The organism is Albidovulum sediminicola (assembly GCF_025751575.1).
Taxonomy (GTDB): domain Bacteria; phylum Pseudomonadota; class Alphaproteobacteria; order Rhodobacterales; family Rhodobacteraceae; genus Albidovulum; species Albidovulum sediminicola.
This window is the reverse complement of sequence record NZ_JAOWLA010000006.1, coordinates 200829-219189: the sequence shown is the minus strand read 5'-3', so window position 1 is coordinate 219189 and position 18361 is coordinate 200829. Positions and strand designations below refer to the sequence as shown.

The following is an 18361-nucleotide window of genomic DNA, read 5'->3' as shown; positions in this document are numbered from 1 at the left end:
TCGTCGGTTGGGCCACGAGTGATCGCCTGAAGCGCAACCTGGCGGTCGAAGCCCTGCGCCGTGCTCTGGTGGCTCGCAACCCCGCGCCGGGCCTGGTTCACCATTCCGACCGTGGGTCGCAATACTGCTCTGTGGACTATCAGGCGCTGCTCCGGAAACGTGGCATCCTGATCTCAATGAGCGGGCGTGGGAACTGCTACGACAACTCGATGGTGGAAACGTTCTTCAAGACCATCAAGTCGGAGCTGATCTGGCCGGTCGCCTGGCAATCCCGCCAGCAGGCCGAAAACGCCGTCGCCAGATACATCGACGGGTTCTACAATCCCGTCAGGCGGCATTCATCGCTCGGCTTCCAGAGCCCCATCGCCTTCGAGCGAAAAGCCCGGGAAGTGAGCTAAACGCTCTCCATAAAAGTCGGGCAAGTCCACCTGGTCGGGATCGTCGGGCAGACGAGGCACCTCGCGGTGGCACAGCGCCACCAATTCTGGGGTGAGCACCATTCTGCGCGACGCATGCACGCGTTCGTGACGAGACATCAGCGGCCCCTGCAGACGTAATCCAGATACTGGCGCGCGCCATCGCTATGCAGACTGGCGAGAAGGGCCTGTTCCAACCTGCTGTCGATGCCGAGACAGGGATCCATGTCTCCACCGTCCCACAGAACGTTGGCGGGCGCGTCGGACGAGGACGGCGAGAACAGTCGTCCGAGACTCTTGATGAGCGTTTTCATGGAACGGTTCCTCCCGGCATAGCTGTGTTGCGTTGGTTCAAGCTTGGAGGACTGCCGTGAACTGACCCCGGCCGGTTTCGTGAAATCACCCTGAAAAAGGGGGTTACGAACGCGCCGGATCGTGAAATGACTGTGAAATCGCTCTGCCGTGCGCATCATCGGAGACATGTGCCATGCGACGCTTGCGGCTTGATCTTCTGGGAGGCTTCACCCTCAGCACCTCCGAGGGGGTCGAACTGCCGTTGCCGACGCGAAAGGACCGGCAACTGCTCGCGTTCCTCGCGCTTCAGGGCGGTCGCGCGCAGTCACGCGACAGGCTGGCGTCGCTTCTGTGGGCCGATCGTGCAGAACCGCAGGCACGCAGCAGCCTGCGCCAGTCGCTTGCCGCACTTCGCAAGGCGTTCCGCGCGGCGGGAACCGACCCTCTTGCCGGCGAGAGGGTCACCGTTACGCTCGATCTTTCCGAGTTCGCCGTCGACGCGATCGACTTCGCGGATGGCTGTTCCGGGAGCATGCTCAGTTGCGACATCGCCGAGCTTTATCGAGGGCCGCTGCTGGACGGGATCGAGACTTCGACGCCGGAGTTCGAGCAATGGGTCATGGCGGAACGCGCCCGGCTCGATGAGCTTGCCGGAAGGCTCGTCACCACGGCGTCGATCTCGGTGCTGCCGGAAGCGGACAGGGGCGGCGCCATGCGGCTGGGACGGAAACTCCTGAGCCAGGATCGGTCGCTGGAGGCCGTCTACAGGGCATTGATGAGGATCTGCAACGCACGCGGCGACCGTGCGGCTGCCTTGAAGCTCTACGCCAATTGCCGGGCAGCGTTGCGCGAAGAGCTTGACGTCGAACCGGACCGTGACACCGAGGACCTGTATCGGGACATTCTCACCGGCCACAGCGGGGCCGAGCCAAGCGCCGCCGCACTCAATCCGGCCGCGATGCATGCGATTGACGATCGCCCCTCCATCGCCATCCTGCCCTTCCGGAACCTGACCGGAAACGACCGGCTGAACTTCCTCTGCGAGGGGCTGGCGGAAGAGATAGCAACCGGCCTGGGCCGGTTTCGGTCCGTTTTCGTGATCGACCAGTATAGCTCGGCCGCGGTTGCCGCCACGACCAGCGACACTGCTGAAATCGCGCGGCAACTGGGCGTCATGTTGCTGATGCAAGGGAGCATTCAGGCCAACGCCGCGCGGCTGCGCATAACGGTTCGGCTTGTGGAAGGCACCAGCCGCGCGCAGACGTGGAGCGACATCTTCGAGTGCGAAGCGGGCGAAGCGCTTGCCGTTCCGGACCAGATCGCGCGGGCGATCATCGTGACCATCCAGAACCGGATGGAGGACACCGTCGCCGAACAAAGCCGCAAGAATCCATCACCGGCCGCCTGCGAATGCGCGCTTCGCGGCATCAAGCATCTGCGCGGCTACGCGCCCGACGACAACGACAAGGCCATTGCCCTCTTCCGCGAGGCCTTGCGGCTCGATCCGGACCACGCGCTGGCGCAGGCCTACCTCGCCTTCGCCGAGATCGTGATGAACAACTACGACGCGGCGCCCAGACCGCTCCTGCTCGACTGCAAGGCGAGGATCGAGCGCGCCCTGGAACGTGACCCTGAGGATGGAAGGATCCGATGGGTCTTGGCCAGCGTTCATGGCTATCTGCGTGAATTCGACGAAGAGAGACATCACATCGAACGCGCGCTCCAGATCAATCCCAACGATGCGAATGCAAGAATGACCTACGGGGCGATCCTGGCCGACTCGGGGCAGCCGGAGGAGGGTATCGCCATGATCCGCGAGGCGATGCGACTGAACCCATTCCATCCCGAGTGGTATTGGCTATTGCTGGGCGACGCTTTCCTGTCGGCACGGCGTTATGAGGATGCGATAGAGGCCTACAAGCGCAGAACGAACCTGAAGGTGTGGTCGCTCAGCCGCCTGGCAAGCTGCTACGCGCACCTAGGACGAGACGCGGAGGCCCAGGACGTGAAGCGGCGGATTCTGGAGAAGGATCCAAACTTCCGGATATCGTCGCTTCGTCGCGGCGCCTGGTCGGAGCGTGTGATCGAGGACTGGAAGGCCGGCATGCGAAAGGCTGGTCTGCCCGAATGACCGCATGCCAGAAGGACGATCGTTGGTTAGGTGCCGAATGCGACAGGCAAACCCGTAGACGGCGCGTCTGCCGTCGTCTCCTTAAGCAAGCGACACCGCCTCGTCGAACGGCACGCCGAGACCGGCCCAAAGCTCAGCGGCGCCCGCCATGAGGAACTCGATACCCTCGTCAGCGAGCGTTTCGACCGAGAAATCGGTTCCTTGCAGCCCCCTCGGCCTCGTCCCATCGCCCTTGCCGGATCTGCATCCAGGTCAGTTCACCCTGAATGTGGATCCTGCATCCACTTCCCTATGCCCTCGTTTGCGGCACCCAGCCTTTCTCGGCGGGAGGGAACAGCGCCCGCCACGCAGGACCAGGCGCCGTCCCTTTTACGTCTGTAGAAATCTGCGCCCGTCTCCGGGCATGCTAGGTTTGTGAAATGGGGGAGTCGGAGGGCGCATGAAAATCGCAGTGATGGGCGCAGGTGCGCTCGGCGGCTACTTCGGAGGGCGTCTGGCGGCGGCAGGGCAAGAGGTGACGCTCATTGCGCGCGGGGCGCATCTCGCGGCGCTCCGCGCGCGCGGGCTGAAGATCCTGAGTCCGCGCGGAAACCTCCACCTCCCTGCGATCCCGGCGACCGACGATCCGGGCGCGGTCGGGCCCGTCGATGTCATCATGTTCATGGTGAAGAACTACGACGTCGAAAGCGGCGCGCGCGCGATTGCTCCGATGCTCGGTCCCCAGACGATGGTGGTGACCTGCCAGAACGGCGTCAGCGCGCATGAACGGCTAGGCGCGATCATCGGCGCGAGGCGCGTGGTGCCGGGGGTGGCGCGCATCCCGGCGCATGTGGCCGAACCTGGCGTCATAGACCACTCCGCCATGTGGGACAGGCTCACCTTCGGCGAAGCGGACGGCCGGGTAACGGCGCGCGTCGAAGGGTTCCGCGATGCGATTCTAGCGGCAGGGGCGACGGCCGTGCTCCCTGACAACATCTTGCACGACTTGTGGAAGAAATTCATCTCGCAGGCCACTCTTGCCAGCATGACCACGCTGACGCGGCTCGATCTCGGCCCGCTGCGCGCCAACCCGGACAGCAGGGCGCTGTTCGTCGCCGCGATGGAAGAGACCGAACGCGTCGGCCGGGCCGTGGTCCATGATCTGCCCGGAGGGCTGGTTCAGAAGGAATGGGAAATCCTTGATACGCTTCCCGACACGATGCATGCCTCCATGCTCGACGACCTTAATGCCGGCAAACGGCTGGAGGTCGACTATCTGAGTGGGGACGTGGTGCGTCTCGGGCGCAAGCACGGGGTCCCGACACCGATCCATAATGTGCTCTGGGCCGCACTCCAGCCGCTCAAGGATGGAGCTCCCCCACGGTTGGCGAACGCCGACTAAGGCGCAAGTCACCCCAGTGCGGCCTTCGGTCAACGACTGACGCTGAGGTAGCCCCGCGTCTTGTTGTCGTTGTCGGCATCTTCGGTGTTCATCGCCTCGAAGAGCGCCGCGGCCTCGACCCAGATGGGAGGATACTTGTAGCGGGTCACGTCGAGGATGAGGAAGCGGTCGGTATCCGCGTCGTAGGCAGCCAGCGGAGAGATATGGCCCCCGGCCTCCTGGCCAATGGCCTTGCGCAGGTAGTTCACCAAGATGAAATGGTCGCTGTCGGCGAGTTCGGCGATCGCCGTCCGGCGGAACGTTTCCAGGTCGGAGTCGGAGGCGTGAACCACGGACGCCTTCAGCCCATGCGAGGCGAAGACGCCCCCAAGCTCGTCCAGCGTCATGCCATAGGGCGGGCTCAGGATTGCGGCGGCGGGCTTCACGGCCTCGGCTTCGGGGGTGAAGATGTTCTCCTGATCGAACATCCCCAGGCCCAGCGTCATGTCCGAGGCCGGGCGCGGCACGTCGAGCGCGTTCAGCACCATGGCAATGGAGGCCGGCCCGCAATAGGCGGGATTGACCTGTGTCGTGAAATGGATGCTGAGCGGGAGGTAGTCGGCGCTTGCCTCGGCCCCGAAAAGCAGCGCCGCCCCTTCGGGGGTCGAAAGCCCGATCACGCCCTCGGGCAGTGGCAACGTCTCTGCCTGCGCCAAGGACCAGCCGCCGACCATCAAGACCGCGGCGGTGAATGCCAATCTTTTCATCATGTCAAATCCCCTGTCGCCAAGGCCGGCCCGAACAGGCTCACCCATCGGATCGGCACCTCAGCATGCCCTAAAACGGCGCGGCCTGCCAAATCATCCGTCGCCTCTCGGGACAGGTGCGGGGGTCTGAGGGCGGCTGGCGAAAGACCTAGGTCCGAAAGATCGCGACCAGATCGCTGGGCGGCTCGCCCTGCCCGCCCAGGTCGAGGTGATCCTGGATATGTTCAAGGTGGCTCGCCATCAGTTGGGCGGCCCGGTTGCTGTCGCGGGTGCGCAGGGCCTCCAGGATCTCTCCGTGATCCTCGTCGCGGCAGTTCGACACCCCCCCGCTGCCGAAGATCCCGATGATGAGCGATGTCCGCGTCACCAGCTCCTTGACCATCCGCAGGGCAACGCCATTGCCCGCCACATCGGCAAGATGGACATGGAACTGACCCGACAGGCGGATCGAATCACGCCGCCGATTGTTGCGAAGCGCCTCCGCCTCCAGCTCCAGATGCCGGGCCAGAAGCTCCAGATGGGCAGGTGTCGCACGTTCCGCCGCCAGCCGCGCCACGTTGGGCTCGATCATCAGGCGGGTTTCGAACACCTCCCTCGCCTGTTCCGCCGAAGGAGAGGCAACGAAGGCGCCACGGTTGGGCTGAAGCTCCACGACCTCGCGGCTCGACAGCAGCAGGAGGCTTTGACGGATGCGCATCCGGCCGACGCCGAACGCCTCGCACAGCGCGGCCTCGGAAAGCTTCATTCCCGGCGGAAGGCGTTGATCTATAACCGCTTCGAAGATGCGGTCCACGATCTCTTCCTCGGCGAGTTCTTCCGCTTTCAGACCGCGTTCCGCCGCAGCGATATCCCTGCCCATTCGCAATGCCCGACATCAAGTGTGTTGCCTTTAGCCTATAGAGCAAGTGCGCCGGCCATCAAGGGGATGCGCACCATCAGTCGCAACAATTTTGTTGACAACTTCGTCAACGATTGCGTCAATCAGGGTGTCGCGGGCTCAAGACACCGCTGACCGACAACAGGGAGACAGAGAATGAAGAGACGTCATTTCCTTGCCACGACGGGCCTGACGCTGGGCCTCGCGCTGACGACCAGTGCCGCCGCCTGGGCGGAGAACCCGGTCCTCAAGATCGGCTTCGTCGGCGTGACCTCGGGGCCGGCGGCCGCCTGGGGCATCTCGAACCAGCGCTCGATGGAAACGCGCGCGGCCTGGCTGAACGAACTTGGCGGCGTGACGATCGGCGACACCACCTACGACGTGGAAATCGTGCCCTTCGACGATCAGAAGGACCCCAAGCGCGCCATCGCCGGCATGGAAAAGATGGCCCAGGACGGCGTCCACTACGTTGTCGGTCCGAACGTCGATGACGGCGCGGCGGCGGTACGTCCGGTGGCCGAGCAGAACGGGATCATGTACTTCCCCTACGCCTTCCCCAAGGAGCTTTACACCCCGCCCGCGTCGAACGCGATCCTGGGGATGGTCGCCAACTACCAGTCGGGTCCGGCGATCTACAAGCACCTGATGGACAACAGCGGCGTCAAGAAGGTCGCCTTCGTGGCCGCGAACGAATCCGACCCCCTGTCGCAGCGCGACGGCGGCGTGGAAGCGGCCAAGGCCCTTGGGCTTGAGGTCGTCTCGGACAGCGTCACCTACCAGGTGGACACGACCGACTTCACCCCGGTGCTCCTGCCCGTGATCCAGTCGGCGCCGGACCTGCTGGTGCTTTCGGGCGTCTCGCCGGCCAATGCGCCGCAGCTGATCCGTTCGGCGCGCGAACTGGGCTACACGGGGCTCATCTCCACCGAGACCGCGCAGGACGCGACCGTCCTGACCGAGGGCGCGGGCGAGCTGGCCAACGGCTTCATCTCGGTCGGCGGCGCCTCCACCCCCGAGCTTGCCAGCGACGCGATGCGCGAATTCGTGGACCGCTACACCAAGATGTTCGGCGAATATAACGACGAGTCGAACACCAAGGTCTATGCGCTCGAATACATCCTCGAAACGCTGAAGGCGAATCCCGCCGCGATCGACGACGTGGAAGCCTTCAAGTCCACGATGGACACGTTCGAGGCGCCGAACCCCTTCATGGTGGGCGACGCGAAGCTGACCTATGTCGGCTCCACCTCCTTCGGCCAGAAGCGCCAGGTCTCCGTTCCGCTGGTTGTGAACGAGTTCCGCGACGGCAAGTTCGAGACGCTGTTCGTCGCGCAGGTCGACTGACGGGCGCAAGCCGCATGTCAGGGGCCCGCGAGACGTCATCTCCCCTCGCGGGCTCCACCCTTCTGTGAACGAGGACCCGATGGAACAGATACTGGCCAATGGCCTCTACCTGGGCGCGCAATACGCCCTTATCGCGCTTGGACTGACGCTCATCTTCTCGCTGATGAACGTGCTGAACTTCGCCCACGGCCAGATGTATGTCTTCGGGGGCTTCGTCACCTATACGGTGGTTGCACAGTTCGGGCTTCCCTTCATCGTCGGACTGCTCGCATCAGCCGCGGTGCTGGCGGTGATGGGCGGGCTGATCGAGAAATTCCTGTTCCGGCCGGTCATCCGGCGTTCCAAACGCGAGGAGTCAACGATGCTCCTGGCGGCGGGGATCGCTTTCTTCCTTGATGCGGTCATCCTCCTGCTTTTCGGCGAAAAGCAGCGGGGCGTGCCGAAGATCGTGAATGGCGTGCTCAATTGGGACATGCGGATCATCATGCCCTACGACCGCATCCTGATCGGGGTGCTGGCGATCACGCTCATCGCGAGCTTCATCCTTTTCATGCAGTATTCCCGCACGGGACGCGCGATGCGCGCGCTGGCGCAGGACCGGATGGCCGCGCAGTTGATGGGCGTCGATGTCGACCGCTATTCGATGATCGGGTTTGCCCTTGGCGCGATGCTCGCGGGGCTGGTCGGCGGGCTTCTGGTCACGATCACCGGCATCAACCTGGGGATGGGCGGACCAACCTCCGTCAAGGCCTTCCTGATGATCATGATCGGCGGCGCGGGCGTCATATCGGGCGCGATCGCCGGCGGCTTCATCCTTGGCATGATGGAATCGGTCGGCCTCACGCTGCTGGCGGCCTACGGCGACATCACCTACCTCGTGATCTTCGCGACGCTCATGGTCTTCCTCGCCATCCGGCCGCAGGGCCTGATGGGCAAGCCGTGGGGTTGAGCCGATGAACGCGCAAACCATTCAGACCGCAACCCCGAAGGCCAAGGGCGCAATCATGACCCCTGTACGACTAATCGGCGTCGGCGCCTACCTTCTGGGTGTCTTCGCGCTCGTCCCGCTGTTCATCGCGGTGACCGGGCGGTGGGACTTTTACTATACGCTAACCTCGGTCGCGCTCCTGTCCGTGGGCGCGGCGGGGGTCTGGCTGACGTTCTACATCGGCCGCATCAACATCGGACAGGGCGCCTACGCGCTGGTCGGCGGCTATGTCTCGGCCATCCTGGTGGTGAAGGCGGGTTTCAGCTTCTGGGCAACCCTGCCCCTGGCCGGGATTGCCTGCGCCATCGTCTCGGTCGTCATCGGCCTGCCGATCCTGCGGCTCCGCGGCGTCTACTTCGCGATGGTCACGCTTGTCCTGACCGAGGTCGCCCGGCTGAGCGCGCTCGCCCTACCGGTGACGAACGGCGCCAAGGGGATCACATCAATCCCGCTGCCGGGGGAGCTTGCGGTCTTCGGGCTTACCATCATCCCGGACTTCGCGACACTCGCCAACCCGAAGCTGGCCTTCTACCTCATGGCCGCCGCGCTGATGGTGGTGACCTATTTCGTCCTCTGGCGCATCGTGAATTCACGACTGGGCCATCTCTGCCGCTCGCTTCAGCAGAATGAGGAACTGGCGTCCTCCATCGGCGTGAACACGGCCATGCTGCGGGTGCTCGCCTACTCGATCTCCTCCTTCTTCGGGGGGATCGCCGGGGCGGTGTTCGTCGCGATCTCGCAGTCGATCTATCCGTCGTCCTTCGTCGTGACCGACAGCGTGAACTTCATGCTCTACTGCTTCCTCGGCGGGCTCGGCTATGTCTTCGGGCCGATGCTGGGAACGCTCCTGCTTTACTTCGGGTGGGACCTGCTCTCGATCGCCAAGCAGTACCAGCTGCTGATCTACTCCGGCTCGATGATCGCCCTGATGCTGCTCCTGCCTAACGGCATCCTGAGCCTCCTGGACAAGAAGGAGAACCGCCAATGACCGCGCCGATCCTGCAGATCAAGGGGGTGACCAAGCGTTTCGGCGGGCTGACGGCCAACAGCGACATCAGCTTCGATGTCGCCCCGCGCGAGATCCTGTCGGTCATCGGGCCGAATGGGGCGGGCAAGTCCACGCTTTTCAAGCAGATCGCCGGGTTCATCAACCCGACCGTGGGCGAGGTCCTGTTCAAGGGCGACCGCATCTCGGGCCTGCCGCCGCACAAGGTGGCGCGCCTGGGCGTCGTGCGCACCTTCCAGGAAACAACGATCTTCCGCTCGATGACGGTGCGGGAAAACGTCATCGTCGCCCATCACCTGCGGTCCAAGGCCTCCCTTCTGGGGTTCTTCTTCGGCAGCGGTCAGGCCCGCGCGGACGAGGCGGACTTCGCCCGCTCGGCCGACGACATCATCGACTTCCTCGGACTTCAGTCGATCCGGAACGAGATGGCCTCGAACCTGCCGCAGGGCCATCTTCGGGCGCTCGGCATGGCGATCGGCCTTGCCACCCACCCGGAGGTCATCCTGCTGGACGAACCCTTCGCCGGCATGAACCATGACGAGACGATGCGGATGGTGGCGCTTGTCCGACGCCTGCGCGACGAACGCGGACTGACCGTCCTGCTGGTCGAACACGACATGCCCGCCGTGATGAAGATCTCCGACCGGATCGTGTGCATCAACTTCGGCGAGAAGATCGCCGAGGGCACGCCCTCCGAAATCCAGGCCAACCCGCGCGTCATCGAGGCCTATCTGGGTTCCGAAGACGCCGCGATCGGGATGTAAGCCATGACCCAGACCGCATCGACCCAGACTTCGGCGGCCCCCGCGCCCCGGCAAATGCTGAGCTTCGAGAATGTCGAGCTTTACTATGACCATGTCTATGCGCTGAAAGGCGTCTCCATCGAACTGATGGAGGGGGAAACCGTCGCGCTGATCGGCGCGAACGGCGCGGGCAAGTCCTCGATCCTGCGGGCCATCACGGGGCTGCGCAAGATCAAGTCCGGCCGGATCACCTACCTCGGCGAAAGGCTCGATGGCCGTCCGGCGGCCGACATCGTCCGCAGCGGCATCGCCATGGTGCCCGAAGGCCGCCGCGTCTTTCCGCTGATGAGCGTGAAGGACAACCTCCTGATGGGGGCCTTCACCCGAACCGACAAGGCGGGCATCGATCAGACGCTCGAAAGCGTGCTGACGCGGTTCCCACGCCTGCGGGAGCGGTTCAACCAGCAGGCCAGCACCCTTTCGGGGGGCGAACAGCAGATGATGGTGATCGGCCGCGCCCTCATGGCCAAGCCGCGCCTGCTGCTTCTGGATGAACCGAGCCTCGGGATTGCGCCGAAGCTCGTGCAGGATATCGCGCGCGCGATCGTCGCGATCAGCCGGGACGAGGGCGTCAGCGTGCTTCTGGTCGAACAGAACAGCCGCATGGCGCTGTCGATTTCGAACCGGACCTATGCGCTTTCGACGGGACAGGTCGTGCTGTCGGGCCCGTCCGCCGACCTCATGCACGACGAACGGATCAAGGCCGCCTATCTCGGCGGGGAGCTCTGACATGCGCGTTCTGGTGATCAATCCCAACTCCACCGTCTCGATGACCGAGAAGATCGGCGCGGCCGCCCGCGCCGCGGCAAGCCCGGGGACCGAGGTGGTGGCCCTCAACCCGCTCCGCGGTCCGGTCTCGATCGAGGGCTACTATGACGAGGCGATGAGCGTCCCGGGTCTCCTGCAGCTTATCCAGAACGCGACGGATGCCGACGCTTTCATCATCGCCTGCTTCGACGATACGGGCCTTGACGCGGCGCGCTGCCTGACCGACCGCCCCGTCATCGGGATCGGAGAGGCCGCGTATCACTTCGCCTCCATGCTGGCCAACAAGTTCTCGGTCGTCACGACGCTGGCGCGGTCGGTGCCCGCATTGGAACACAACCTGAGCCGCTACGGCCTCGCGGCGCGCTGCGCCCGCGTCCGCTCTTCCGACGTGGCGGTGCTGGAACTGGAGCATCCGGGCTCCAACGCCTGCAACCGCATCAGCACGGAAATCGGCCGCGCCGTGGCGGAGGATCGGGCCGAGGCGATCGTCCTGGGCTGCGCGGGCATGGCCGATCTGGCCGAACGGCTCTCGCTAGAACATGGGCTGCCGGTGCTCGACGGCGTATCCTGCGCCATCCGCCTGGCCGAGGCCATGGTCGGGCTGAAGCTGCGCACCTCGCGCCTTGGCGGCTACGCACCGCCGCCGACGCAGAAGCTTCTCGCCTCGGCCTGAGGGCGCAACCCAAAGCCGCAAGGCTACCGCACATTTCGCCAGAGCCGCACCCGACGTGGCGCCGACATTGCGTGAGCTTGCGTCGCGAACTGGGGCGCCACCTGCCAAGACCGGTCGGCCGTAGCTGTGGGGCCAGCGACCCGATGGCCAACCTTCATGGCCGCCGGTCGGTGCCTCCCGGAAGCGCCTGTTCCCGGCGGTCCGACGCGGCGTCCGGACAGGCGAAGAACCAGCCTCACCAAGCTCTGACTCAGTCTTGCGTCCCACCCCCCAGGTGCCGCACAGTTTCACAATTGTGGCTTTTTCATGGCTTTACTGCGTATTGTCGCCGGCCCGATGCCCCGCGAGTCGATCATTTTGCCATTTTGTTGACACACTTCTCGCGATCGGTCGTGCTGTTTCGGTGCGAAATCGCACATCGTGATCGGTTTCTGACCGGCAATGGTGATCATGAGCGCAGAAAAAGCAGCCAAATTCCTGTCTCTGGCCGCTGCCCTGTCCGTATTGGGTATGACGGATGCCCGCGCGTCGCTACCGGACCGCGCTTGGGATGACCAGGGGCTAGAGCTTCTTTGCCAGCGCAGCGCCCTCTCATCCGCCGAGATCGATGCCCTTAGAAAGTCAGATCAATTTGTGGATATCATTGAATTCACGCTACAATTCTGCCCGAACGTCGCGGCGGTCCTGACCGAAGGCGCTACGGGCGCCGTCACCAGCGCGCCACCGCCGAAAGCCGGAGACTGACCACACTCAGCGCAAGAACAGCCGCCCGCTCGCTTTTCGCAACCGCCCAGAAAGCCTAAAGGTCACGTTCTGGACATATTTTCGCCCCTTTATTGACACGAACCCTTCCTTGGGGGGCAGAATGGGGCGGTACCGGGCGGCACAGCGGGTGTTCCCGGATTGTGTGGGGAGTAATGTGATGACTATCAGGTCCGGGACCTTGCTGTTCACGGCACTGGTCCTTTCAACAGCCGCTTCGGCGTCGCTTTATGCGACCGGCAGCTTCGCGGCGATCCGCAACGTTTCGATGTCCGACGATTTCCTCTACGAATTGTGTTCGCGCAAGGAGTTCAAGCGCAGCGAGCTGACGCGGATCCAGAGAAGCAAGTACTTCGCCGAACTTCTCGACTATACGCTTGAGCACTGCCCGGCCGTGGCGGCCGTCCTGACCAATGGGGCGACGGCGACGATCACAACCGCGACGGGTGACACGGGGGGAAGCACGACTCCAACCGGCACCGATCCGGGGACCGATCCCGGCACCGATCCGGGGACTGATCCTGGGACCGACCCGGGGACTGATCCCGGTACCGACCCGGGGACTGATCCCGGTACCGACCCGGGGACTGATCCGGGGACTGATCCCGGTACTGATCCGGGGACTGATCCCGGCACCGATCCGGGTGGTAAGAAGGACAACAACGGCCTGGGCAATGGCGACGAGGGCGATTGCAAGGGCGGCGGCTGCAGCGACGACGGCAACCCCGGGCATAACGGGCTTTAGTCCGCTCGCCAGCCAGGACTAACGCGTTCCCCGGCGCGCGCTAAGCGCCGGGGAAATTCAGGCCTGATGTCCGTCAGGTGCTTTGGCGTCCGAAGATCCCACCGGCGAAGACCGCCTGCCAGCGCGACGGCGCGCTCGGGTCCTGCATCCGAAGGAAGGTATAGCCGGTATCCTGCCAGCCGCTCACCCGGTTGCGGAGATTGTCGAGCACGAAATCCCCCGCCTCGGTCCGCATGACCAGAACAGCGTGGAGTCCCCTCTTGCGGTCCAGAACCGTCGCGATCAGAAGCCGCGCGGGGGAGACGCCCGCCTCGATCAGCGACATCTTCTTCGCCAGGGCGAAATCCTCGCAATCGCCGCCGCGGGCACTGGTCGGCAGCGCCCAGAACTCCTCGGTTCCGTATTGGCGGCGGTCGGTCACCTGCCGGTAGCGGCGGTTCACCGCGCTGTTGACGTCCTGCGCGAGCTTCAGAAGCGCCCGGGCATTCATCTGGTCCGCGCTCCCCTTGGCGCAGGCCCATTGGTAGCGCGCGCAGACATCCCCGAAGCCCTCCGGTGCCGCGATCGATTTGCGCGGCGTCAGCGTCGTGCCTTCCGCCGCCGCAGTCGGCCCCGCGGCTTGAAGCCCGAAGACAAGCGCCAGCGCCAAGGCGAACCCCGCCCCCAGACGCGCCCCCCGGCCCGCCCCGTCTCGCTCGATCCTTTCAGCGCTCTCGAATGTCGATCGCATCGGCAGCCTCTTCACTTTCCCCCAAGGACGAAGAAGCACCTGCTGCGTGGCAAAAGTTGGCCCGCACCATGGCTTTTCCGCGAAAGGCGAACAGTTGCCGGCGGGCATTTCCAATTTCGAAACACTCGAACCGGCCCGCCCGACCTAACCAAGGCTTGGCGACGGCGGAAGTCCTGCCTATAACGCCGCCAAGGACACGAGCGGGGGATCGCCATGCGTCAGGCCACGATCACGCGGAATACCGCCGAAACCGAGATCAGCGTGACGCTGAACCTCGACGGGACGGGGGTCTATTCGAACGAAACCGGCGTGGGGTTCTTCGACCACATGCTGGATCAGTTGTCGCGCCATTCACTGATCGATCTGACGGTGCGGGCCAAGGGCGACCTGCATATCGACGATCACCACACGGTCGAGGACACCGGCATCGCCATCGGCCAGGCGCTCGCCCGTGCGCTTGACGACAAGCGCGGCATCCGCCGCTATGGCCATTTCGCTTTGGCGATGGACGACACGCAGGTCGCCTCGGCGCTGGACCTGTCGGGGCGGCCCTACCTGGTCTGGAACCTCGACTTCCCCACGGCCAAGATCGGCACGTTCGACACCGAGCTGGTGCGGGAATTCTTCCAGGCGTTGTCCACCCACGGCGGGATCACGCTGCATGTGGACAAGGTTCACGGGCTCAACAGCCACCACATCGCCGAGGCCGCCTTCAAGGCTGTCGCCCGCGCGCTGCGCATGGCGGTCGAGCCGGACCCGCGGATGGCCGGTGCGCTTCCCTCCACCAAAGGTGCGCTGTGAGCCTGACGGTCCTTGTTGACTACGACAGCGGCAACCTGCACTCCGCCGAGAAGGCCTTCCAGCGCATGGCCGCAGAGGCCGGGGCCGGTTCGGTCATGGTCTCCTCGCGGCCCGAGGATGTGGCGCGCGCCGACCGGATCGTGCTGCCGGGGGACGGGGCCTTCCCGTCCTGCCGGGAGGCGCTGACCCGTTTTACCGGCCTGTTCGAGGCGATCGAGGAGGCCGTCACGCACAAGGCGCGCCCCTTCCTCGGCATCTGCATCGGGATGCAGATGCTCGCCACCTGGGGGCGGGAATATCATGACACGCGCGGCTTCGGCTGGATTCCCGGCGAGGTGGTGCGCATCACGCCCACCGACCCGTCGATGAAGGTGCCGCACATGGGCTGGAACGACCTGGTGATCGACCACCCCCATCCGGTGCTCGACGGGATCGCGACCGGCCAGCACGCCTATTTCGTCCACTCCTACCATTTCCGCGTGGATGACCCGGCGCATCGGCTGGCGCATGTCGATTACGGCGGCGACATCGCCGCGATCGTCGGGCGCGACAATGTCGTTGGCGCCCAGTTCCACCCGGAAAAGAGCCAGACGGTGGGGCTGCGCCTGATCGAGAACTTCCTGACCTGGCGGCCATGACCGCGTCCCAGGCGGAACTTCTGGCCGAAGTCCTGGCCGAGATCGGGGCCCGCGCTGCCGCCGAGGCCGACCGGGGACGCGTGGCCGATTACATCCCCGAACTCGCCGCCATCGACCCCTCGCAGTTCGGCCTGTCGGTGGTCCTGGCCGACGGCAGCCAGCATTCGGTCGGCGATGCCGAGGTACCCTTCTCGATCCAGTCGGTCTCCAAGGTCTTCGCGCTGGCGATCGCGCTCGGGCGGCTGGGCGACCGGCTCTGGTCGCGCGTCGGGCGCGAACCCTCGGGCCTCGCCTTCAACTCCATCCTGCAACTCGAACATGAACAGGGTATCCCTCGAAACCCCTTCATCAACGCGGGCGCCATCGTGGTTACCGACGCGGCCCTGGCGGGCCACGCGCCGCGCGAATACCTGGGCGAGCTTTTGCGCTTCATCCGGGCGGCAGCCTCGGACGACGACATCCACATCAACGATGCGGTCGCGCGGTCCGAAACCGAGACCGGCCACCGCAACTTCGCGCTGGCGCATTACATGCGATCCCACGGAAACCTCGAGAACGCGCCGGAACTGACGCTGGGGGCCTATTTTCACCAATGCGCGGTCGAGATGACCTGCACCCAGCTTGCGCGCGCGGGGCGCTTCCTGATGGGCGCGCCCGGCATGCCGCGCATGGTGGCGCCCGGGCGGGTCCGCCGGATCAACGCGCTGATGCTGACCTGCGGGCATTACGACGGATCGGGCGACTTCGCCTACCGGGTTGGCCTGCCTGGCAAGTCCGGCGTGGGCGGCGGCATTCTTGTGATCGCGCCGGGGCGGGCCTCCATCGCGGTCTGGTCGCCGGGGCTGAACGCGCAGGGCAACTCCAAGCTCGGGACGGAGGCGGTCGAAACCCTCGCGCGCCGGATGGGCTGGTCGGTCTTCGGCTGAACCCCGCAGCCCCCATGGCGCGACTCGCGCGCTTGGGGCACTCTGGCCGCGAACCGCTTGACAGGAGGGCACAGGATGCGCGCGCTCGCGATCTTTCTCGAAACGATTCACGACATGGACGGGTTCGAGGCCTACCGCTCCAAGGTCATGCCCACAATCGAGGCCTTCGGCGGCAGGTTCCTCGTCCGGGGCGGCAAGTGGACGACACTGGAGGGCGCATGGTCGCACGAGCGCATGGCCGTTCTCGAATTCCCCAGTCGCGAGGCGGCGGAGGGCTGGTACAACTCCCCCGCTTACCAGGCGATCGTCCATGACCGCCTGAACAACGCCACCTGTCACGCGCTGATCGTGGACGCTGCCTACTAGGGGATGGCCGGGCCGGCGCCCTCCCCCTTTCCATCCTGCGCCCCCTGTGGCATCAGCGCGCCGAAACGTCAGCCGGAGGCCGCCCATGATCCTTTATCCCGCCATCGATCTGAAGGACGGCCAGTGCGTGCGGCTCCTGCACGGAGAAATGGACAAGGCCACCGTGTTTGGCGACGACCCCGCCGCGCAGGCCGCCAAGTTCGAGGCCGCGGGCTGCGAGTGGGTCCACCTCGTTGACTTGAACGGCGCCTTCGCGGGCCAGCCCGTCAACGCCGCCGCCGTCGAAGCGATCCTGGCGCGCGTCAAGGTGCCCTGCCAGCTGGGCGGCGGCATCCGTGACATGGCGACGATCTCCATGTGGCTGGAAAAGGGGCTGGCGCGGGTGATCCTCGGGACCGTGGCGGTCGAGAACCCCGCGCTGGTGCGCGAGGCCGCGCGCGCCTTTCCGGGCCGGGTCGCGGTTGGTATCGACGCGCGCGGCGGCCGCGTGGCGACCAAGGGCTGGGCCGAGGAGACCGACGTGCTGGTCACCGACCTTGCGAAAAGCTTCGAGGACGCAGGTGTTGCCGCGATCATCTACACCGACATCATGCGCGACGGCGCGATGCAGGGCCCGAACATCGCCGCGACCGAGGCGCTGGCGCGCGCCGTCTCGATCCCGGTCATCGCCTCAGGCGGGGTGTCGTCGCTGGAGGATCTGATCGCGCTGCGCGATACCGGCGTCATCGCGGGCGCGATCTCGGGACGCGCGCTTTATGACGGGGCGATAGACCTGGCGCAGGCGATCACGGCGCTGGGTTAACCCAGCGCCCCGGTCTTCCACAGCCGGACCTTGATGCCGCCATGCGGGATCTCCGGCCCCGGCGCGGCGAAGGGAAGGCCCGTAGCCTTCGCGAGCCCCGCGTCCGAGGTGACCAGGCCCACGCGCCAACCGCCGAAGCGCTCTTTCAGGACTCCGCCAAGCGCCGCGTATAGCCCGAACAGCAGGTTCCGGTTGCCGCCGATCCGCGCGCCATAGGGCGGGTTGACCATGACCAGACCCGGGGCCCCCTCGGGCGGGGCCAGATCGCTGACGGGATGGCACGCGAAGGTGCAGAACTCCGCCACCCCTGCCCTTTCGGCATTGTCGCGCGACATCCGGATGGCACCCGCATCCCGGTCCGAACCGTAAAAGCGTTGAACCGGAGCCCGCGGGCTGACGCCGGCCTTCATCGCCCCCCAGGCCCCCGCGTCAAAGCCCGCAAAATCCTCGAACGCGAAAGCGCGGCTGCGGCCCGGCATCAGGCCTGCCGCGATCTCCGCCGCCTCGATCACGAAGGTGCCCGATCCGCACATCGGGTCCAGAACCGGCTCCGCCCCGTCGTAGCCGCAGTCGCGCAGGAACATCGCCGCCATCGTCTCACGCAGTGGCGCCTTGTTCACGGCCACCTTGTGCCCGCGCCGGTGCAGGGGCTCGCCTGAGGTGTCGAGCGAGAAGGTGACGAGGTCATCCTCGATCCGTGCCAGAAGCCGGATCGCCGCCTCCCCCTCCTCGGCCTCGCGTGCGCCTAGGGTCTCGACCAGGGCGCGCACGATCCTCTGGGTCGCCGCCCCCGCGTGGTAGATCTTGGACCGGCGGCAGGTGGCCTCCACCCGCACGGTCGCACCGGGGCGCAGGACATCGCCCCAAGGAAACCGCCGTGCCCGCTTATCGAGCTGCGCCAGGTGAAAGGCGCGGAACCCCCCGATCCGTACCAGCACCCGGCTTGCGCCCCGAAGCGCAAGGTTCGCGCGCCAGACGTCCGGCCAGCCGCCCGTGCACGTCACGCCGCCGGGCACTTCCTGGACCCCCGGCAGCCCAACGGCCCGCGCCTCCTCGGCCAGAAGCGGCTCAAACCCCGGAAGGGCGGCCAGAAAGATCTCAAACGGTGGGGTTGCGGCATCCATCCCGGCGCCATAGCGCGATTTCCCGGCGGTGGCGAGGGGG

Annotated in this window: 21 protein-coding genes; 16 read left to right on the top strand and 5 right to left on the bottom strand. The window is 65.5% G+C overall.

What is annotated here, in order from left to right:
* On the top strand, positions 1-398 hold a 398-nt coding region (locus OE647_RS08665; protein ID WP_263721318.1), incomplete at its 5' end, for a DDE-type integrase/transposase/recombinase.
* A gap of 137 nt (positions 399-535) precedes the next feature.
* Here OE647_RS08665 and OE647_RS08660 read toward each other — a convergent pair.
* Positions 536-730: a hypothetical protein gene (locus OE647_RS08660; RefSeq protein WP_263721317.1), complete on the bottom strand. Its 195-nt coding sequence runs from the start codon at positions 728-730 to the stop codon at positions 536-538.
* 173 nt (positions 731-903) lie between these two features.
* Here OE647_RS08660 and OE647_RS08655 point away from each other — a divergent pair, with 173 nt between their 5' ends.
* The gene (locus OE647_RS08655) at positions 904-2841 is read left to right on the top strand and encodes a BTAD domain-containing putative transcriptional regulator (protein WP_263721316.1); all 1938 of its coding nucleotides are present in this window, start codon (positions 904-906) and stop codon (positions 2839-2841) included.
* Between the two features lie 439 nt (positions 2842-3280).
* Positions 3281-4222 carry a ketopantoate reductase family protein gene (locus tag OE647_RS08650; RefSeq protein WP_263721315.1) on the top strand — a complete coding sequence of 314 codons (942 nt, stop codon included), beginning with the start codon at positions 3281-3283 and terminating at the stop codon, positions 4220-4222.
* A gap of 29 nt (positions 4223-4251) precedes the next feature.
* Here the strand turns inward: OE647_RS08650 and OE647_RS08645 are convergent, their stop codons facing one another.
* A complete protein-coding gene (locus OE647_RS08645) occupies positions 4252-4971 on the bottom strand; it encodes a phytochelatin synthase family protein (RefSeq protein ID WP_263721314.1) in 720 nt (239 codons plus the stop codon).
* Positions 4972-5116: 145 nt separating this feature from the next.
* Positions 5117-5827 (bottom strand): GntR family transcriptional regulator, encoded by a 711-nt coding sequence (locus OE647_RS08640; RefSeq protein WP_263721313.1) that lies wholly within the window; start codon positions 5825-5827, stop codon positions 5117-5119.
* Positions 5828-6001: 174 nt separating this feature from the next.
* Here OE647_RS08640 and OE647_RS08635 point away from each other — a divergent pair, with 174 nt between their 5' ends.
* From OE647_RS08635 to OE647_RS08600, 8 genes are all read left to right on the top strand, one after another.
* Positions 6002-7189, top strand: coding sequence for an ABC transporter substrate-binding protein (locus OE647_RS08635; protein ID WP_263721312.1), 1188 nt, complete (start codon positions 6002-6004; stop codon positions 7187-7189).
* A 79-nt stretch (positions 7190-7268) separates the two neighbouring features.
* Positions 7269-8138 (top strand): branched-chain amino acid ABC transporter permease, encoded by an 870-nt coding sequence (locus OE647_RS08630; RefSeq protein WP_263721311.1) that lies wholly within the window; start codon positions 7269-7271, stop codon positions 8136-8138.
* 55 nt (positions 8139-8193) lie between these two features.
* Positions 8194-9165: a branched-chain amino acid ABC transporter permease gene (locus tag OE647_RS08625; protein ID WP_263721310.1), complete on the top strand. Its 972-nt coding sequence runs from the start codon at positions 8194-8196 to the stop codon at positions 9163-9165.
* Positions 9162-9947 carry an ABC transporter ATP-binding protein gene (locus OE647_RS08620; RefSeq protein WP_263721309.1) on the top strand — a complete coding sequence of 262 codons (786 nt, stop codon included), beginning with the start codon at positions 9162-9164 and terminating at the stop codon, positions 9945-9947. Before OE647_RS08625 ends, OE647_RS08620 begins: the two co-directional genes overlap by 4 nt.
* Positions 9948-9950: 3 nt before the next feature.
* Complete coding sequence (locus OE647_RS08615; RefSeq protein ID WP_459542708.1) at positions 9951-10715, top strand: ABC transporter ATP-binding protein; 765 nt, start codon at positions 9951-9953, stop codon at positions 10713-10715.
* Between the two features lies 1 nt (position 10716).
* On the top strand, positions 10717-11427 hold the full coding sequence (locus OE647_RS08610) for an aspartate/glutamate racemase family protein (protein WP_263721308.1): 711 nt from the start codon (positions 10717-10719) through the stop codon (positions 11425-11427).
* A gap of 441 nt (positions 11428-11868) precedes the next feature.
* On the top strand, positions 11869-12171 hold the full coding sequence (locus tag OE647_RS08605) for a hypothetical protein (protein ID WP_263721307.1): 303 nt from the start codon (positions 11869-11871) through the stop codon (positions 12169-12171).
* 178 nt (positions 12172-12349) lie between these two features.
* Positions 12350-12934 (top strand): hypothetical protein, encoded by a 585-nt coding sequence (locus OE647_RS08600; RefSeq protein ID WP_263721306.1) that lies wholly within the window; start codon positions 12350-12352, stop codon positions 12932-12934.
* Between the two features lie 73 nt (positions 12935-13007).
* Here OE647_RS08600 and OE647_RS08595 read toward each other — a convergent pair whose 3' ends face one another.
* Complete coding sequence (locus tag OE647_RS08595; protein WP_263721305.1) at positions 13008-13664, bottom strand: transglutaminase-like cysteine peptidase; 657 nt, start codon at positions 13662-13664, stop codon at positions 13008-13010.
* 213 nt (positions 13665-13877) lie between these two features.
* Between OE647_RS08595 and hisB the strand changes: the two genes are divergently transcribed.
* The 5 genes from hisB to hisA all read left to right on the top strand — a co-directional run bounded on the left by hisB (position 13878) and on the right by hisA (position 17197).
* Positions 13878-14465 carry an imidazoleglycerol-phosphate dehydratase HisB gene (hisB, locus tag OE647_RS08590; RefSeq protein ID WP_263721304.1) on the top strand — a complete coding sequence of 196 codons (588 nt, stop codon included), beginning with the start codon at positions 13878-13880 and terminating at the stop codon, positions 14463-14465.
* Positions 14462-15103 carry an imidazole glycerol phosphate synthase subunit HisH gene (gene hisH, locus OE647_RS08585; RefSeq protein ID WP_263721303.1) on the top strand — a complete coding sequence of 214 codons (642 nt, stop codon included), beginning with the start codon at positions 14462-14464 and terminating at the stop codon, positions 15101-15103. Before hisB ends, hisH begins: the two co-directional genes overlap by 4 nt.
* Positions 15100-16029 (top strand): glutaminase, encoded by a 930-nt coding sequence (locus OE647_RS08580; RefSeq protein ID WP_263721302.1) that lies wholly within the window; start codon positions 15100-15102, stop codon positions 16027-16029. The genes hisH and OE647_RS08580 overlap by 4 nt, the downstream gene beginning before the upstream one ends.
* A 75-nt stretch (positions 16030-16104) precedes the next feature.
* Positions 16105-16395: a DUF1330 domain-containing protein gene (locus OE647_RS08575; protein WP_263721301.1), complete on the top strand. Its 291-nt coding sequence runs from the start codon at positions 16105-16107 to the stop codon at positions 16393-16395.
* An 85-nt stretch (positions 16396-16480) separates the two neighbouring features.
* A complete protein-coding gene (hisA, locus tag OE647_RS08570) occupies positions 16481-17197 on the top strand; it encodes a 1-(5-phosphoribosyl)-5-[(5-phosphoribosylamino)methylideneamino]imidazole-4-carboxamide isomerase (protein ID WP_263721300.1) in 717 nt (238 codons plus the stop codon).
* Here the strand turns inward: hisA and OE647_RS08565 are convergent.
* A complete protein-coding gene (locus tag OE647_RS08565; RefSeq protein WP_263721329.1) occupies positions 17194-18321 on the bottom strand; it encodes a THUMP domain-containing class I SAM-dependent RNA methyltransferase in 1128 nt (375 codons plus the stop codon). The genes hisA and OE647_RS08565 overlap by 4 nt on opposite strands.
* Between the last annotated feature and the right edge of the window lie 40 nt (positions 18322-18361).

What these genes read in the sequence shown, in the direction of transcription:
- OE647_RS08575 (WP_263721301.1), top strand. Translation starts at nt 16,105, where the DNA reads ATGCGCGCGCTCGCGATCTTTCTCGAAACGATTCACGACATGGACGGG.
- OE647_RS08635 (WP_263721312.1), top strand. Translation starts at nt 6,002, where the DNA reads ATGAAGAGACGTCATTTCCTTGCCACGACGGGCCTGACGCTGGGCCTC.
- OE647_RS08630 (WP_263721311.1), top strand. Translation starts at nt 7,269, where the DNA reads ATGGAACAGATACTGGCCAATGGCCTCTACCTGGGCGCGCAATACGCC.
- OE647_RS08605 (WP_263721307.1), top strand. Translation starts at nt 11,869, where the DNA reads ATGGTGATCATGAGCGCAGAAAAAGCAGCCAAATTCCTGTCTCTGGCC.
- OE647_RS08660 (WP_263721317.1), bottom strand. Translation starts at nt 730, where the DNA reads ATGAAAACGCTCATCAAGAGTCTCGGACGACTGTTCTCGCCGTCCTCG.
- OE647_RS08615 (WP_459542708.1), top strand. Translation starts at nt 9,951, where the DNA reads ATGACCCAGACCGCATCGACCCAGACTTCGGCGGCCCCCGCGCCCCGG.
- OE647_RS08620 (WP_263721309.1), top strand. Translation starts at nt 9,162, where the DNA reads ATGACCGCGCCGATCCTGCAGATCAAGGGGGTGACCAAGCGTTTCGGC.
- OE647_RS08655 (WP_263721316.1), top strand. Translation starts at nt 904, where the DNA reads ATGCGACGCTTGCGGCTTGATCTTCTGGGAGGCTTCACCCTCAGCACC.
- OE647_RS08625 (WP_263721310.1), top strand. Translation starts at nt 8,194, where the DNA reads ATGACCCCTGTACGACTAATCGGCGTCGGCGCCTACCTTCTGGGTGTC.
- hisA (WP_263721300.1), top strand. Translation starts at nt 16,481, where the DNA reads ATGATCCTTTATCCCGCCATCGATCTGAAGGACGGCCAGTGCGTGCGG.
- OE647_RS08650 (WP_263721315.1), top strand. Translation starts at nt 3,281, where the DNA reads ATGAAAATCGCAGTGATGGGCGCAGGTGCGCTCGGCGGCTACTTCGGA.
- OE647_RS08565 (WP_263721329.1), bottom strand. Translation starts at nt 18,321, where the DNA reads ATGGATGCCGCAACCCCACCGTTTGAGATCTTTCTGGCCGCCCTTCCG.
- OE647_RS08600 (WP_263721306.1), top strand. Translation starts at nt 12,350, where the DNA reads ATGACTATCAGGTCCGGGACCTTGCTGTTCACGGCACTGGTCCTTTCA.
- OE647_RS08640 (WP_263721313.1), bottom strand. Translation starts at nt 5,827, where the DNA reads ATGGGCAGGGATATCGCTGCGGCGGAACGCGGTCTGAAAGCGGAAGAA.
- OE647_RS08595 (WP_263721305.1), bottom strand. Translation starts at nt 13,664, where the DNA reads ATGCGATCGACATTCGAGAGCGCTGAAAGGATCGAGCGAGACGGGGCG.
- hisB (WP_263721304.1), top strand. Translation starts at nt 13,878, where the DNA reads ATGCGTCAGGCCACGATCACGCGGAATACCGCCGAAACCGAGATCAGC.
- OE647_RS08580 (WP_263721302.1), top strand. Translation starts at nt 15,100, where the DNA reads ATGACCGCGTCCCAGGCGGAACTTCTGGCCGAAGTCCTGGCCGAGATC.
- OE647_RS08645 (WP_263721314.1), bottom strand. Translation starts at nt 4,971, where the DNA reads ATGATGAAAAGATTGGCATTCACCGCCGCGGTCTTGATGGTCGGCGGC.
- OE647_RS08610 (WP_263721308.1), top strand. Translation starts at nt 10,717, where the DNA reads ATGCGCGTTCTGGTGATCAATCCCAACTCCACCGTCTCGATGACCGAG.